This is a genomic window from Microbacterium sp. H37-C3 (assembly GCF_027157935.1).
In the GTDB taxonomy this organism is placed as follows: domain Bacteria; phylum Actinomycetota; class Actinomycetes; order Actinomycetales; family Microbacteriaceae; genus Microbacterium; species Microbacterium plantarum.
Genome location: NZ_JAPVLR010000002.1, coordinates 252,931 through 265,145, shown reverse-complemented (window position 1 = coordinate 265,145; position 12,215 = coordinate 252,931). Strand labels below are relative to the sequence as shown.

The following is a 12,215-nucleotide window of genomic DNA, read 5'->3' as shown; positions in this document are numbered from 1 at the left end:
GGTGCGTGGGGCTGTAGTTCAATGGCAGAACATCTGCTTCCCAAGCAGATAGCGCGGGTTCGATTCCCGTCAGCCCCTCCACAGCCCCGACGGGCGGCCACCGGCCGCGCGGCGGGGCTTTCCCGATGTTGCCGTCGGAATCACCCCGCCCCGCCCGCGCCGCGATGCAAGGGTTCTGGCCCGACACCCCGCTCAGCGGCATCCGGCCCGGGGTGTCGTGTCGGATCCCTTGCATCCCGGTCCACGCCGCCCGAGGCTGCGCAGAAGAGGCGCACCCGTCATCCGGGTGCGCCTCTGAGCTGATGCCGCGATTACTCCTGGATGAAGGCCAGCAGGTCGGGGTTGATGACGTCCGCGTGAGTGGTCAGCATGCCGTGCGGGTAGCCGGCGTAGATCTTCAGCTCGGAGTTCTGCAGCAGCTCGTGCTGCAGCAACGCGGCGGCCTTGTAGGGGACGACCTGGTCGTCGTCGCCCTGCATGACGAGGACGGGAACCGTGATGGCCTTGAGGTCCTCGGTCTGGTCGGTCTCAGAGAACGCCTTGATGCCCTCGTAGTGGGCGAGGGCGCTGCCCGTCATGCCCTGACGCCACCAGTTGGCGACGACCGGCTCGGACACCTCGACACCGTCACGGTTGAAGCCGTAGAACGGCCCCGAGGCGACCGCCTGGAAGAACTCGGCGCGGTTGGCGGCGAGAGCGGAGCGGAAGCCGTCGAAGACCTCGATGGGCGTTCCCTCGGGGTTGCTGTCGGACTTGAGCATGATCGGCGGAACCGACGAGACCAGGACGGCCTTCGCGACGCGCCCCTGCGGCTGACCGTACCGAGCGACGTAGCGGGCGACCTGGCCACCGCCGGTGGAGTGGCCGATGTGGATCGCGTTCTTCAGGTCGAGGTGCTCGACGACCGCGTTCACGTCGCTGGCGTAGTGGTCCATGTCGTGGCCGGTGCTGATCTGCGAGGAGCGACCGTGGCCGCGCCGGTCGCTGGCGACGACACGAAAGCCCTTGGCGAGGAAATACAGCATCTGCGCGTCCCAGTCGTCGGACGACAGCGGCCATCCGTGGTGGAACACGATGGGCTGGGCGTCCTCGTCACCCCAGTCCTTGAAGTAGATCTCGGCGCCGTCTTCAGTGGTGATGTATCCCATGATGAGTCCTTTGTCATGTCGTCGAACGAGTGGGCCCGACCGACGGGTGAATGGTGCGCGCCTCGACGATGTGGCGACGGGAATCACGGTAACTTCCGGGTCTGCGCGACGCCTCCGACAATTGCCGACTCCCGTTGCTACGTCTATCCAAGCCGGGTACGTCGCCGCGAAGAGGGGATACGGATCCCCCGGAGAGGTGATGTGAGCACACCCTCGTTCTCCTTACGGTGAAGTCTCTCCCCCGGCTCGGCACGAGTCGGGAGGACGGTTCGTGACAGTCAGGGAGCTCGGTGAGCGATAACAAGAGTGTTCTCGGGAGCTTTCTGCGTGCGCGGCGCTCGCGCGTCCGCCCGACGGACGTCGGCCTCCGTCCGACTGACGGCAGACGGGTCTCCGGGCTGAAGCGCGACGAAGTCGCGATGCTCGCAGGCATCAGCATCGAGTACTACACCCGGCTCGAGCAGGGACGGGGAGCCGACCCCTCCACCACGGTGGTCCGCGCTCTCGCGCGCGCCCTGAATCTGGACGACGTGAGCGTCGAGTACGTCAACCGTCTCACCGGAAGAGTCGACGCGCAGCGACGCATGATCCCGCCCGAGAAGAGCTACATCATGCGCGAACTGCTCGACACGTGGGCGCACATTCCGGCATACATCACCAATGGCAACCTCGACATCGTCGCGGTCAACGAACTCATGCATTCCCTGAGCTCCGGCACCATCCGCCCCGGCGCCAACGCCCTCGTCGCGCACTTCGCGGCCGGGAACAAGCGCCAGATCGTGAACTGGGAGGAACTGGCGGCACGCGGTGTCGCGACCCTGCGGTTCCTCGGCGATCGAATGTCCACGCGGTACGACGAGATCGTCCGTGAATTGTCCAGGGATCAGGGCTTCGTGAGGCTGTGGGAGCTGCACGAAGTCGCTCGCCCGTCGGACTTCGACTCTCACCTGCTGTTGGACGGGATCGGCGAGATCCAGATGCGGGTACATAATTTCGAGGTCCCCTCCCTGCCGTTCCACACGTTGACGACCCAGTCCCCGAAACCCGGGTTCACCGCTCTCGCCGACACCCCCGTCAGCCGCGAAACGAGCTTCGCCTGAGCCCTCGAACGAAAGGCCGCCCATGCCGAGCATCCGCATCAAGCGCGCATATGACGCAGCTGCCGCAGACGACGGTTACCGGATCCTCGTGGACCGCCTCTGGCCACGGGGCGTGTCGAAAGAACGCGCTGCTGTCGACGAGTGGTTGAAGGACATCGCGCCCTCGCCCGATCTGCGCACCTGGTGGGACCATGACTCCGCGCGAATGACGGAATTCACCCATCGGTACGAGGCGGAATTGGAAGCGAATCCCACGGCCGTTCAGCACCTGCTCGAGGTCGCCCACGCGCAGGGCACGGTCACCTTGATCTACGCGGCGCACGACCCGGCGGTGAATCATGCCGTGGTCCTCCAGCGTTTCGTCCAAGAGCGGCTCGCCCGCATCGGGTCATAGCGGCAACTGCTCGCCGAGCCTCACCCCGTAACGCGCGATGCTCGTCGCCACCGGGAGCCGCTGCTCGTCGTACGAGGCGAGGGCTGCGTCCACGGTCGACGAACGCAGGAGGCGGGCGAGAGCGAGCGCGTCGCCCGCCGCTTTCGCGGCCCCCATCGCGGTGTGCGGACGGACCACCGCTGCCGCATCCCCGAGGAGCAGTGCGCGCGTCCGGGTGAGCCGAGGGGCGACGTAGTCGAGCACACCCTGGAGGAATGGCCGAGGCTCCATCGCGATCACGTCGGCGAACGGGGGCGGGAGGCGATGCTGGGCCGCCTCGATCAGGTGCGTCCTGACGTCCTCCGGCGTCTGCCCGGGCGCGAGGGACGTCGACAGGGGGAGGCGTCCCGCGGCGGTCATCAGCGCCGACAGGTCGCCGGAGCTCATCGACCGGTACCAGACCCAGTTGTATCGCCGACGCCCCGGCTGGGTCTGTCCGTTCGCCCCGGGGACGAGATAGCCGAGCGCGTGCTCCCCCGGTCCCGTGAAGAAGGTCATCCGACGAAACAGGGTGTCGGCGGATGCCCCGGGGACGAGGTCTTCGGGGATGAGGCCGCGCCAGATGGCGTAACCGGCGTAGCCGGGTTCGCCGCCGTCGGGTGCGACGAAGCGGCGCACGTGCGAGTGGGCTCCATCCGCTCCCACGAGGAGCGAAGCCTCCTCTCGTTCCTCGCCCGCAGTGAAGGAGAGGACGCCGGCTCGCGCGTCGACATCGGTGACCGGACTGTTCACGACATATCGAGAGTCGGGGATCGCATCGCGGAGACCGTCGTACAGGCGGTCCCACGACAACTGCGTCTGCTCGGCCCGCTCTCGGTAGCGAACGGCACCTCGCAGGTCGAGCGCGATCCGCTCGACGGATGTCACCCCGGGGGCAGCGCCCGCCGGGACTCCGGCGACATCGAGTGCGGCGAAGACCTCGTCCTGGGCGACCAAGCCGGCGCCGCGCGCTCGGAGACCGTGCACCGACTTCTCGTACACCGTGACGTCATGCCCCAGCCGGTGCAGCATGGCCGCCGCGAACAGCCCGCCGATGGAACCGCCGGCCACCGCGATGCGGTGCGCGGACGACGCGAAGCCGCTCATGCGGTCAGCGGCACGGCGTTGGCAGCGTCGACGATGAAACGTGCGATGTCGCCGGGGTGCGTGTGCAGGACGAGGTGCGGGCCCGGCAGCTCGAGCACCATGCGGGCCGAGGCTCGCTCGAGACCGAAACGGACGGCGTCCGGGTTCACGATCTGATCCGCCGTGGCGACGATTCCCCAGGTCGGGCGGGTATGCCACGCTGCGTGCGTGGCTCGGTCGCTGAGCACCGCGGCGTCCAGCGGGCGCTGGGTGACGGCGATGACGGCCGCCTCGTCGGAGGGAATCCCCAGGGCGGCGAGGAACGGGAATTCGTCGATGGCGACGGATACCTCCTGCCGGGTCGCGCCGTCGGCGGTGGCGTATCGCCGGTAGTCGAAGTAGTCGGCGGCGTCGGATGCGGGGAAGCGCTGACTCAGGTCGTCTGCACTCTCGTCCACGTCGAGCACGAATCCCGCCACGAAGACGAGCCCGCGAACGTTCTGCGCCGTTCCTGCACCGGAGGCCACGGTGGCTCCATAGGAGTGGCCGACCAGGAGCACCGGTCCGTCGATGTTCTCGACGAACGATCGCACATACGCGACATCCTCCGCGAGACTTCGATTGGAGATGGCGGGAACGCGCACCTCGATACCCGCACCCATCACGCGCATCGCCACCGGTGACCAGCTCGCTCCATCAGAGAACGCGCCGTGCACCATCACAACGGTCGGCGTCTCGCGCATATCCCACTCCCTCGTTCCCGGAGATGACCCGGCCACGTCTCACGGTAGGAGCAGTGTCCGCGCCCTCCCTCCGAAGGTTGTCGCTACCTGACTGGACGGATGTCGGAAACCGCGTTCGCATCGAGGAACACTCGGACGACCTCGTTGAACGCCTCCGGATTCTCCAGGAACGGGAAATGCGAGCTGGCGACATCGCGCGGGAAGATGTGCACGAGCGCTCCGGGGATGCGCGAGGCGACGTAGCGTTGCGACTCGGCCGACACATGGCTGCCGTCGCACCCCAGCACGAGGGTGGGCTTGGCGATGGTCGGCAGGAGTTCCCGCCAGTCCTGCGCGCCGTGGTCGAACAGCAATGGCGCGGCGACACGGCGCGGTGTCTGAGCGACCTCCGATGACACGAACGACCAGAGGCCGTCGTCGACGGGCCCGGTGAACATGCTCCGCACGAAGGCGCGCACCGTGGCGTCTCCGCCGGCATCGTCGGCGATGGCGTTCGCGAGGGTACCGAGCCCATCCGCGGGCAGGATGCAGCCTGCGGACTGCTGCTCGATCGCACTCATCCACAGCTGCGCGGCGACCGCGGCGGGCTGGTCCACCAGCACGAGGCTTCGCACTCTCCTGTCGCCGAAGAGTTCGAGATAGGACCAGATGACCGAGACCCCCATCGACCAGCCGAGGAGATGGACATCCCGGATGTCGAGATCAACCAGGATGTCGCGGACGTCGGCTGCGAGACGAGCGATGCGGTAGCCCCGCCCGGGCTTCTCCGACCTGCCATGTCCACGCATGTCGTACGTGATGACACGGCGTTCTCCGAGTCCGTCACGCTGGTGCCGGAACATCTCCTGCGATTGCGACCACCCATGGAGCATCAGGACCGGGGCGCCGTTCCCGCCCGTGTCGTACACCTCGAGGGTTACGCCGTCGCTGGTCTGGACCTGCCGGCTTCGCGCCCTCATTGGATGTGTCCCGCGTTCTCCCAGTACGAGGCGAGTTTCAAACCGAGGTGCAGTGCACTGCGCTTCATCCCGTCATCCATCGCGTCTTTGACCACCTGTGGCATGTTTTCCAATCGGTAGTACAGCGTCGTGCGGTGAATGTGCAGTTCTTCGCATACGACTTTGATCTGGTGGGCATGGTCGAGGAGGGTCTCGATGGTCTGGCGGCGCAGCGGGTCCGCATCGTGGATCAGGGCGTATGCGGCGGGTGAGTACCACTGCAGTCGGTTCGGATCCGAGACGACGTCGGCGATGAGCAACCACGGGCCGACGTCTTCGGCGCGCAGGCTCGTGCCCAGATCCGGCAAGAGCTCCGCGACCGCTGCCGTCGCGACAGCTCGCTCGGCGACCGGCCGCACGTCGATGTCGGTTCCGGTGAGATAGGCGGACCCGATTGCGCGCAGCGGCACACCCGCGCGCGCCGCCGTGGCCGCGATGAGGTCATCCGTTCGCGTGTTCTCATGTGAACGCTCCAGGAACAGCAAGGCAGCTCCGATCTCGCCCATGAACGTGAACGTCGCTGTGGCCAGGCTCTCCACAGCCCGACCGAGCGAAGCGCGCTGGACCACGGAGGTGTCGTGCCCGACGGCCACGGCGCGAACGACGGTCGCCGAGCTGCGAGACACGCCGTAGGCGCGGACAGCAGTGCTCAGCGCATCCCGTCTGACGATCGGATCCGGGGCGAGGAGTCCTCGGAGGACCATGTCGCGCGTCGATCGGCCCGGTATCTCGTCCTGCGCGGCGGCGAGATACTCGCGTGCGATCTCCACCGCGGCGTCGACTGCACGAAACTGCGATGACGTCAGCGGGGGGAGCCCGCCCGTGATCAGCCACAGGACCCCGAGCAATGCGTCACGGGAGCGGATCGGCACCGCCAGGCGTTCCCGTGCGCCGAATTGATCGAGGTTCACGGTCTGCGGTCGTTTGGCGGAGGACAGGTGGATGCTCTCCAGATACGCGCGCTCCCGCGGAGGTGTCGCGCGTCCCAACAGTCCACGGGCGCGGAGCTCATCGATCTCCTCGCCCTGTGCGCTGGAAACGATGGGGCGGTACTGGGCGTCGTTGATGACGACGGAACGGCCGAGGTCTTCCGCGAGGTCATCCACGAGTGTCTGCAGGTTCATCCCCGTCCGCTCCCTTCTCGGCCGCACCCGCGCCCTCGGCTTGAGCGTAAGAACGGCCCTCCCGGGCGAGGAGGCCCAACTTGTACTACTCAGGCGGCGGCGACCTCCGCGGCATACGTCGCCGCGGAATAATGAGGGGATGCACGACCGGCACTCCGGCTTCGCCGTTGCGTCAGACCGCGCCTTCCTGGCCGGGTCTTCCACCGCTGCCAGCACCCCCCTGCGCGGGCGCGGCGACATCATCTCGTCCCTCACCGCGTCCATCGAACGCTCTCTCTCGGGCGAGCCCACGCCTGCGCTCATCCGCGGGCGCGCGGGCATGGGGAAGACCCGCCTGCTCGCGGAGGTTCTCGCCGTCGCCGAGCAACGGGGCTGGCCCACCCTCACCATCACCCCGGACGTCGACTCCGGAGCAGTCCCCTTGGGGGCATTGACCGAAGCGATGCTGCGCGGTGCACCGCGCCTGGTGACGGAGGAGGAGCTGCGGCCGGCCCTGGGCGCGGGAGAACCGCAGTACTGGACCGCGCGCCTCCTGACCGACAGATTGGAGTCGACGGCTGCAACGGCGGGCGATGCCATCGTCGTCGTCGACGACCTGCAGTGGTTGGACGCCGCGTCCGTCGGGATCTTGTTACGGTCGGCGACCGCCCTGGCGGATCAGCCTGTCGCCTGGGTGCTTGCCAGCCGTTCCGGACAGTTCCGGGCGGCGCACGCTCGAGTCGCCGAGTATATCGAGCGCATCGGCACGGTCCTCGATCTCGAGCCCGTCGCGGCCGGTGCTGCGCTCGAGATCGCGGCAGACCTCACCGGCGCCACCCTCGGACCCAAGCTCGAGGCGGCCCTCGAGCAGACCTCGCACATCCCGCTGCTCATCGTCGAACTCGTGCGCGGGCTGCAGGAAGAAGCGCTCCTGGCGGCCCATGGTGGCGTCTTCGACGCCATCGGCTCTGCCGTTCCCGCCAGATTCGGGGCGGCATCGCGACAGCGGGTGGCGCACCTCTCCGACGACGCACTGACCTTCGCACAGGTTGCGAGCTTGTTCGGCAGGCGGTTCCGCCTCTCCGACGTCTTGACCACGACCGGCGGCACCGCGGTGGCCTCGATGACCGCGGTGCGCGAGCTCCTCGGTGCCGATTTCCTGATCGAGGACGGGGCAACCCTCGCCTTCGTCCACGACACGATCCGGGAAGCGGTGGAAGCGTCGATCCCGGCATCCGTCCGTAAGGCGATGCTGCGCGAAGTCGCACAGCTGCGCCTCGCCTCCGGCGAACCAGCCTCCGCCGTCGCCGCGGCACTCGTGGAGGCTGCCGAACCCGGCGATCAGCAATCGTTCGCACTGATCCGCGACGCCGCGCAGCAGTTGGCTGCGTCCGACACATCGCAGGCCGCGGACCTCGCCGCAGCGGCACTGCGCCTCGCGAACAACGTTCCGGCTCTGGCGGAGGCCAGTACCGAGCTCCTTCCGTACCTCTGGGCCGACGGGCGCGACACCGAGGCGGACAACGCGACCCAGGCACTCGCGCCCTATCTCTCACCGGAGTCGCGGGCACGTGTCCTCCTCGGTGCCGCCCGTCGCCAGACCGAATCCTCCTTCGATCGCGCCATCGCCACCTGTGATCAGGCGCTCGCGCTCGCAGGCATCGAACGCGCGACGCGAGCGGACCTGCTCGCCGTACGCGCCCTGAACTGTGCGAACAAGGCGGACTTCGTCGAGCTGACCCGCACCCTGGCGCTCGCACGCGAGGTCGCCGACCCCGATGCGGACCACGAGGCGCTCGCCACCGTGGACGCGACAGAGTCGGTGTACGCGTTCAACAGCAACCGGTTCGACGACGCGGTCGCCCTCATGGAATCCGCGTCGAGACGCGCCGCTCTCGCGGGGCTGGATCCGGCGCGATGGGTGCCGGAAGGATTGTGGGACGCATTCCTCCACAACTCGAAGGGCGACGTCACGCGAGCTCTCGAGCTGGTGGACGAGGGGCTGAGCTCGGCGATCGCATCCCGGGCCGCTGTCGCCGAGGCGTATTGGATGATGGTCCGCGCCCGCGTTCTGCATGACCTCGGCCGGCTGGATGACGCGAGGCTGCAAGCGGAGTCGGTGCTCGCTCTTGCTGATGAACTCGGACTCGGCGATTTCGCGAATGCGACCGCCGGCATCGTATTGTTCCGAATCGCTCTTCGCACCGGTGACACCGCTCTCCGAAAGCAGACCGAACCGCTCGTCGAGACTCTCGCGTCCGGCGGCGGTGTCGTCCGAGCGGGTCAGTGGATGCTCGTGCTGCGAGCGCTCAACGACGGAAAAGTGGATGACGCTGTGGCGCACAGCGTCCTCGCACGGGAATCACTCCATGACCCGATCCCCGCGATGACGACACCCTCGGACTTCGCCGACGACCTTCTGCTCATGGAGGTCGCGATCCGCTCCGAGGATGACGAACTCGCTCGTGAGGTCATCACGCGAGCCCGCATCCGATACGACGCCAATCCTGAGAATGCCTACTGCCGGGCCATTCTGCGGACCGCGGAGGGCTGCCACGGACGTGATGCGGACACGCTGACTGAGGCCGCGATGATCCTCCGGCAGTCGGATCGCCCGCTCATCCTCGCTCTCGTCCTCGAGTTCCTGGGCGTTGTGGCGCCCGACGCGGAACGCTCGGTCCCGGCGCTCGACGAGGCGCTCGCCATCTATGAGACCGCGGGCGCGCATCGCGATGTCAACCGTGTGCTGCAGTCTCTCCGACACCGCGGAGTTCGCCGTCGCGCGCACGCGCAGGGCGATCCGCAGATGCTCTCACCGCGTGAGCAGCAAGTGCTCGAGCGCGTCGCCGCCGGCGCGACGACGCAGCAGATCGCGGACGCGCTGTTCATGTCGCCCCACACCGTCGTGTCCCACATTCGCCACATCTACGCGAAGTCGGGACTCAATTCGCGAAAGGACCTGCGCGAGTGGCACGGAAAGCGCGCGGCGCGCGCCCCGTCACAGCTCACGCGTGAATCTGGTTCCATGCGCTGATCTGGGCGCCCGCGACGCGGAAGCTCGCGAACCCCATCACCTCGACCGTCGACGTGCCGGGGAGCCTCAGCCGCAGCCGCTGCTCGGTCAGCACCGTGTCGCCGCAGACCGCCAGGGACTCGAGGTGCGTGGTCCACTGGTCGAACTCCTCGTGCAGCTCGGCGATCATCCGTGTCACGGCGGGTCGCCCCCACACGCGCTTGTTCGCAGACGGACGATAGACGACATTTTCAGCGAGGAACGGATGCAGTTCGGCATGCGCGCGGTCGTTGAGGAGCGCGATGAAGTCGCGCACGACGAGTTCGCGCTCGAGTTGGTGGATCCCGGTGAGTGCCTCGCGGCCGATGGCGTCCATGGTGTCTCCGTCCAGGTCAGGTGGCACTCACGGTATGGCGGGTCGCGACCAGCGCTGTGCGACTTCCGTCCAGTCCGCGAAGGACACTTCGTGCAGATCGGCGACCCCGATCACCGGGCGATGCACTCGTCGCACGCAGTCTCGTCACGTGTCGGAAGCACATCGCTCCGGATAACGCGATGGTGGTGCCGTCAGACGAATGCGAGAGCGAGCGGACACCGGATGAACAACGTCGAGACAGGACCGACACAGGCACCAGGAGCACCTCTCACCGCGAATGCGGTGTTCCTGGTCGTGACCATCGCGCCAGGCGGCGTCGACATCGTGCGCGACGTTCTCGCCGATCTCTCCGATTCGATGAAAGCCATCACCTTCCGATTTCCGGAGGCGGCGTTGACGTGCACGGTGGGAGTCGGCAGCCGCGTGTGGGCGTCGCTCATGCAGAGCGCTCCCCCCGCGCAGCTCCGCCCCTTCACGCCGGTCGTCGGGGCGAGGCATACGGCACCCGCGACACCGGGGGATCTGCTGTTCCACATCCGCGCGGAACGCACGGACGTCTGCTTCTTCTTCGAGAAGCGCCTGCTGAGTGATCTCGGTGCGGCGGTGCACGTCGTCGATGAGACGGTGGGCTTCCGCTCTTTCGATCGTCGCGACCTGTTGGGTTTCGTCGATGGAACGGCGAATCCGGTTGGACCGGCCATCGATGCCACCGTCCTCGTCGCCGACGAGGACCCCGTACACACCGGAGGCACCTATGTCGTGACGCAGAAGTACGTGCACGCGATGGCCGAGTGGGATTCGCTGCCCGTCGAGACACAGGAGCGGATCCTCGGACGCACGAAGGTCGATGGGATCGAGCTGGATGACGCCGCCAGCGGCCAGCAGTCACACAAGTCCCTGGCGACCATCGAGGACGAGCACGGTGTCGAGCACGACATCGTCCGCGACAACATGCCGTTCGGCAGGCCCGGAGCGGGAGAGTTCGGCACCTACTTCCTCGGGTACAGCCGCAACCTCTGGGTCATTCAGCAGATGATCGAGCGGATGTTCATCGGACATCCTCCGGGGATGCACGACCGGCTGCTCGACTTTTCCACCGCGCTGACCGGCACCGTGTTCTTCGCCCCATCCGCTGCCGAGCTCGACGCGCTCGGCAGCGGATGAGCAGGCGCGTCTGGCGTCAGCTGTTCGCCCTCCGACCGGCTCCGCGCCAGTGGCCGGCCGCACTGCAGGCTGCTCTGGCCGTCGCCGTTCCCCCGCTGCTCGGACTCGTCATCGGCGAACCACGTTGGGGGTCGGTCGGTTCCCTCGGCGCTCTCATCGTCCTGCACCTCCCCGACCGGTCGCGCAGAGAACGTGCTGTCGCGCTACCGATCATCGCCGGCGCTCTTCTGGTGGCCGCGTGTGTCGGTGCGGCGCTGGGTACAGCGCTCATTCCCGGCCTCGTGGCCATGTCCGTCATCGCCGTCGGCGGGTCGTTCCTCGCGCAGGCGCTGGCGGTCGGTCCGCCCGGGGCGCTCTTCCTCGTCCTCATCACCGGCTCCGCCGGCCAGCTCGTGGCCCCCGCGGCTGCCGGCGGTGCCGGCATGAGCTGTCTCGAGGTCGTGGCTTCACTCGCCGGCGGTGCGCTCCTGGGGTATCTGATCGTGGTGCTGCCGCTGCTCGCGCCCACAATCCGAGCCCGCGACCGGATGATATTCGCGCAGCGAACGCCCTGGCGCTTCGCAGTCCCCGCATCGGCTCGCCTGATCGTCGCTCGGATCGCCGCGGCCGCGGTGCTCGCCGTACCGGTCAGCGCGGCCCTCGGCCTGCATCATGCGGCGTGGGTCATGTTGGCGTGCCTCGGCATCCTTCAGAAAGACGCGGACGTCTATTCAGCAGTCCTGCGGGGTATGCAGCGCCTCATCGGCACCGGACTCGCCATCATCCTCGTGATCGTCCTGGCAGCCATCGATCCCCGGGGGTGGGAGCGCATCGCCTGGGCGGCCGGGTTGATCTTCCTCTTCGAGCTCCTGCTTCGACGGAACCTGACCTGGGCTCTCGCCGTCGTCACACCGATGGCGGTGCTCCTGGCCTCAGCCGCAGGGCAATCCATCAGCGAGGTCGCGGCCGAGCGCGTGGTCGACACGGTCGCTGGCGCGGCGATCGCGGGAATCGTTCTTCTCGCCGCCGCGACAGGGGAGCGCCGGCGCAGCACGACCGGTTCGACACATGTCGGATGACCTTCGAACGCGCG

General features: G+C 67.7%; 11 protein-coding genes and 1 tRNA gene. 6 read left to right on the top strand and 6 right to left on the bottom strand.

Features of this window, described 5'->3' with window-relative positions:
* Positions 1-7: 7 nt before the first annotated feature.
* Positions 8-81, top strand: a tRNA-Gly gene (locus O1W71_RS06285).
* A gap of 230 nt (positions 82-311) precedes the next feature.
* On the opposite strand, the gene O1W71_RS06280 is transcribed toward O1W71_RS06285, so the two are convergent.
* Complete coding sequence (locus tag O1W71_RS06280; RefSeq protein ID WP_269267022.1) at positions 312-1,148, bottom strand: alpha/beta fold hydrolase; 837 nt, start codon at positions 1,146-1,148, stop codon at positions 312-314.
* A gap of 290 nt (positions 1,149-1,438) precedes the next feature.
* Between O1W71_RS06280 and O1W71_RS06275 the strand changes: the two genes are divergently transcribed.
* Together O1W71_RS06275 and O1W71_RS06270 are read left to right on the top strand one after the other, a co-directional pair.
* Positions 1,439-2,248, top strand: a complete 810-nt coding sequence (locus tag O1W71_RS06275) for a helix-turn-helix transcriptional regulator (RefSeq protein ID WP_269267021.1) — start codon at positions 1,439-1,441, stop codon at positions 2,246-2,248.
* Positions 2,249-2,270: 22 nt separating this feature from the next.
* A complete protein-coding gene (locus tag O1W71_RS06270; RefSeq protein ID WP_269267020.1) occupies positions 2,271-2,642 on the top strand; it encodes a DUF488 domain-containing protein in 372 nt (123 codons plus the stop codon).
* Here O1W71_RS06270 and O1W71_RS06265 read toward each other — a convergent pair.
* The 4 genes from O1W71_RS06265 to O1W71_RS06250 all read right to left on the bottom strand — a co-directional run bounded on the left by O1W71_RS06265 (position 2,637) and on the right by O1W71_RS06250 (position 6,611).
* A complete protein-coding gene (locus tag O1W71_RS06265; protein ID WP_269267019.1) occupies positions 2,637-3,767 on the bottom strand; it encodes an FAD binding domain-containing protein in 1,131 nt (376 codons plus the stop codon). The two genes, O1W71_RS06270 and O1W71_RS06265, sit on opposite strands and share 6 nt — an antisense overlap.
* The gene (locus O1W71_RS06260; protein ID WP_269267018.1) at positions 3,764-4,489 is read right to left on the bottom strand and encodes an alpha/beta fold hydrolase; all 726 of its coding nucleotides are present in this window, start codon (positions 4,487-4,489) and stop codon (positions 3,764-3,766) included. The genes O1W71_RS06265 and O1W71_RS06260 overlap by 4 nt, the downstream gene beginning before the upstream one ends.
* 83 nt (positions 4,490-4,572) lie before the next feature.
* Positions 4,573-5,448 carry an alpha/beta fold hydrolase gene (locus O1W71_RS06255; protein WP_269267017.1) on the bottom strand — a complete coding sequence of 292 codons (876 nt, stop codon included), beginning with the start codon at positions 5,446-5,448 and terminating at the stop codon, positions 4,573-4,575.
* A complete protein-coding gene (locus O1W71_RS06250) occupies positions 5,445-6,611 on the bottom strand; it encodes a helix-turn-helix domain-containing protein (RefSeq protein ID WP_269267016.1) in 1,167 nt (388 codons plus the stop codon). Before O1W71_RS06250 ends, O1W71_RS06255 begins: the two co-directional genes overlap by 4 nt.
* 139 nt (positions 6,612-6,750) lie before the next feature.
* Between O1W71_RS06250 and O1W71_RS06245 the strand changes: the two genes are divergently transcribed.
* The gene (locus O1W71_RS06245) at positions 6,751-9,624 is read left to right on the top strand and encodes a helix-turn-helix transcriptional regulator (protein WP_269267015.1); all 2,874 of its coding nucleotides are present in this window, start codon (positions 6,751-6,753) and stop codon (positions 9,622-9,624) included.
* Here the strand turns inward: O1W71_RS06245 and O1W71_RS06240 are convergent.
* The gene (locus tag O1W71_RS06240) at positions 9,596-9,979 is read right to left on the bottom strand and encodes a nuclear transport factor 2 family protein (protein WP_269267014.1); all 384 of its coding nucleotides are present in this window, start codon (positions 9,977-9,979) and stop codon (positions 9,596-9,598) included. The genes O1W71_RS06245 and O1W71_RS06240 overlap by 29 nt on opposite strands.
* Positions 9,980-10,201: 222 nt before the next feature.
* On the opposite strand from O1W71_RS06240, the gene O1W71_RS06235 reads away from it, so the two are divergent.
* Together O1W71_RS06235 and O1W71_RS06230 are read left to right on the top strand one after the other, a co-directional pair.
* Positions 10,202-11,143 carry a Dyp-type peroxidase gene (locus O1W71_RS06235; protein ID WP_269267012.1) on the top strand — a complete coding sequence of 314 codons (942 nt, stop codon included), beginning with the start codon at positions 10,202-10,204 and terminating at the stop codon, positions 11,141-11,143.
* Positions 11,140-12,201 carry an FUSC family protein gene (locus tag O1W71_RS06230; protein ID WP_269267011.1) on the top strand — a complete coding sequence of 354 codons (1,062 nt, stop codon included), beginning with the start codon at positions 11,140-11,142 and terminating at the stop codon, positions 12,199-12,201. The genes O1W71_RS06235 and O1W71_RS06230 overlap by 4 nt, the downstream gene beginning before the upstream one ends.
* Positions 12,202-12,215 lie beyond the last annotated feature (14 nt).

Bases quoted from the DNA above. Each gene is read 5' to 3' on its own strand.
- O1W71_RS06280 (WP_269267022.1), bottom strand. From the start codon at position 1,148: ATGGGATACATCACCACTGAAGACGGCGCCGAGATCTACTTCAAGGAC.
- O1W71_RS06270 (WP_269267020.1), top strand. From the start codon at position 2,271: ATGCCGAGCATCCGCATCAAGCGCGCATATGACGCAGCTGCCGCAGAC.
- O1W71_RS06265 (WP_269267019.1), bottom strand. From the start codon at position 3,767: ATGAGCGGCTTCGCGTCGTCCGCGCACCGCATCGCGGTGGCCGGCGGT.
- O1W71_RS06260 (WP_269267018.1), bottom strand. From the start codon at position 4,489: ATGCGCGAGACGCCGACCGTTGTGATGGTGCACGGCGCGTTCTCTGAT.
- O1W71_RS06255 (WP_269267017.1), bottom strand. From the start codon at position 5,448: ATGAGGGCGCGAAGCCGGCAGGTCCAGACCAGCGACGGCGTAACCCTC.
- O1W71_RS06250 (WP_269267016.1), bottom strand. From the start codon at position 6,611: ATGAACCTGCAGACACTCGTGGATGACCTCGCGGAAGACCTCGGCCGT.
- O1W71_RS06245 (WP_269267015.1), top strand. From the start codon at position 6,751: ATGCACGACCGGCACTCCGGCTTCGCCGTTGCGTCAGACCGCGCCTTC.
- O1W71_RS06240 (WP_269267014.1), bottom strand. From the start codon at position 9,979: ATGGACGCCATCGGCCGCGAGGCACTCACCGGGATCCACCAACTCGAG.
- O1W71_RS06235 (WP_269267012.1), top strand. From the start codon at position 10,202: ATGAACAACGTCGAGACAGGACCGACACAGGCACCAGGAGCACCTCTC.
- O1W71_RS06230 (WP_269267011.1), top strand. From the start codon at position 11,140: ATGAGCAGGCGCGTCTGGCGTCAGCTGTTCGCCCTCCGACCGGCTCCG.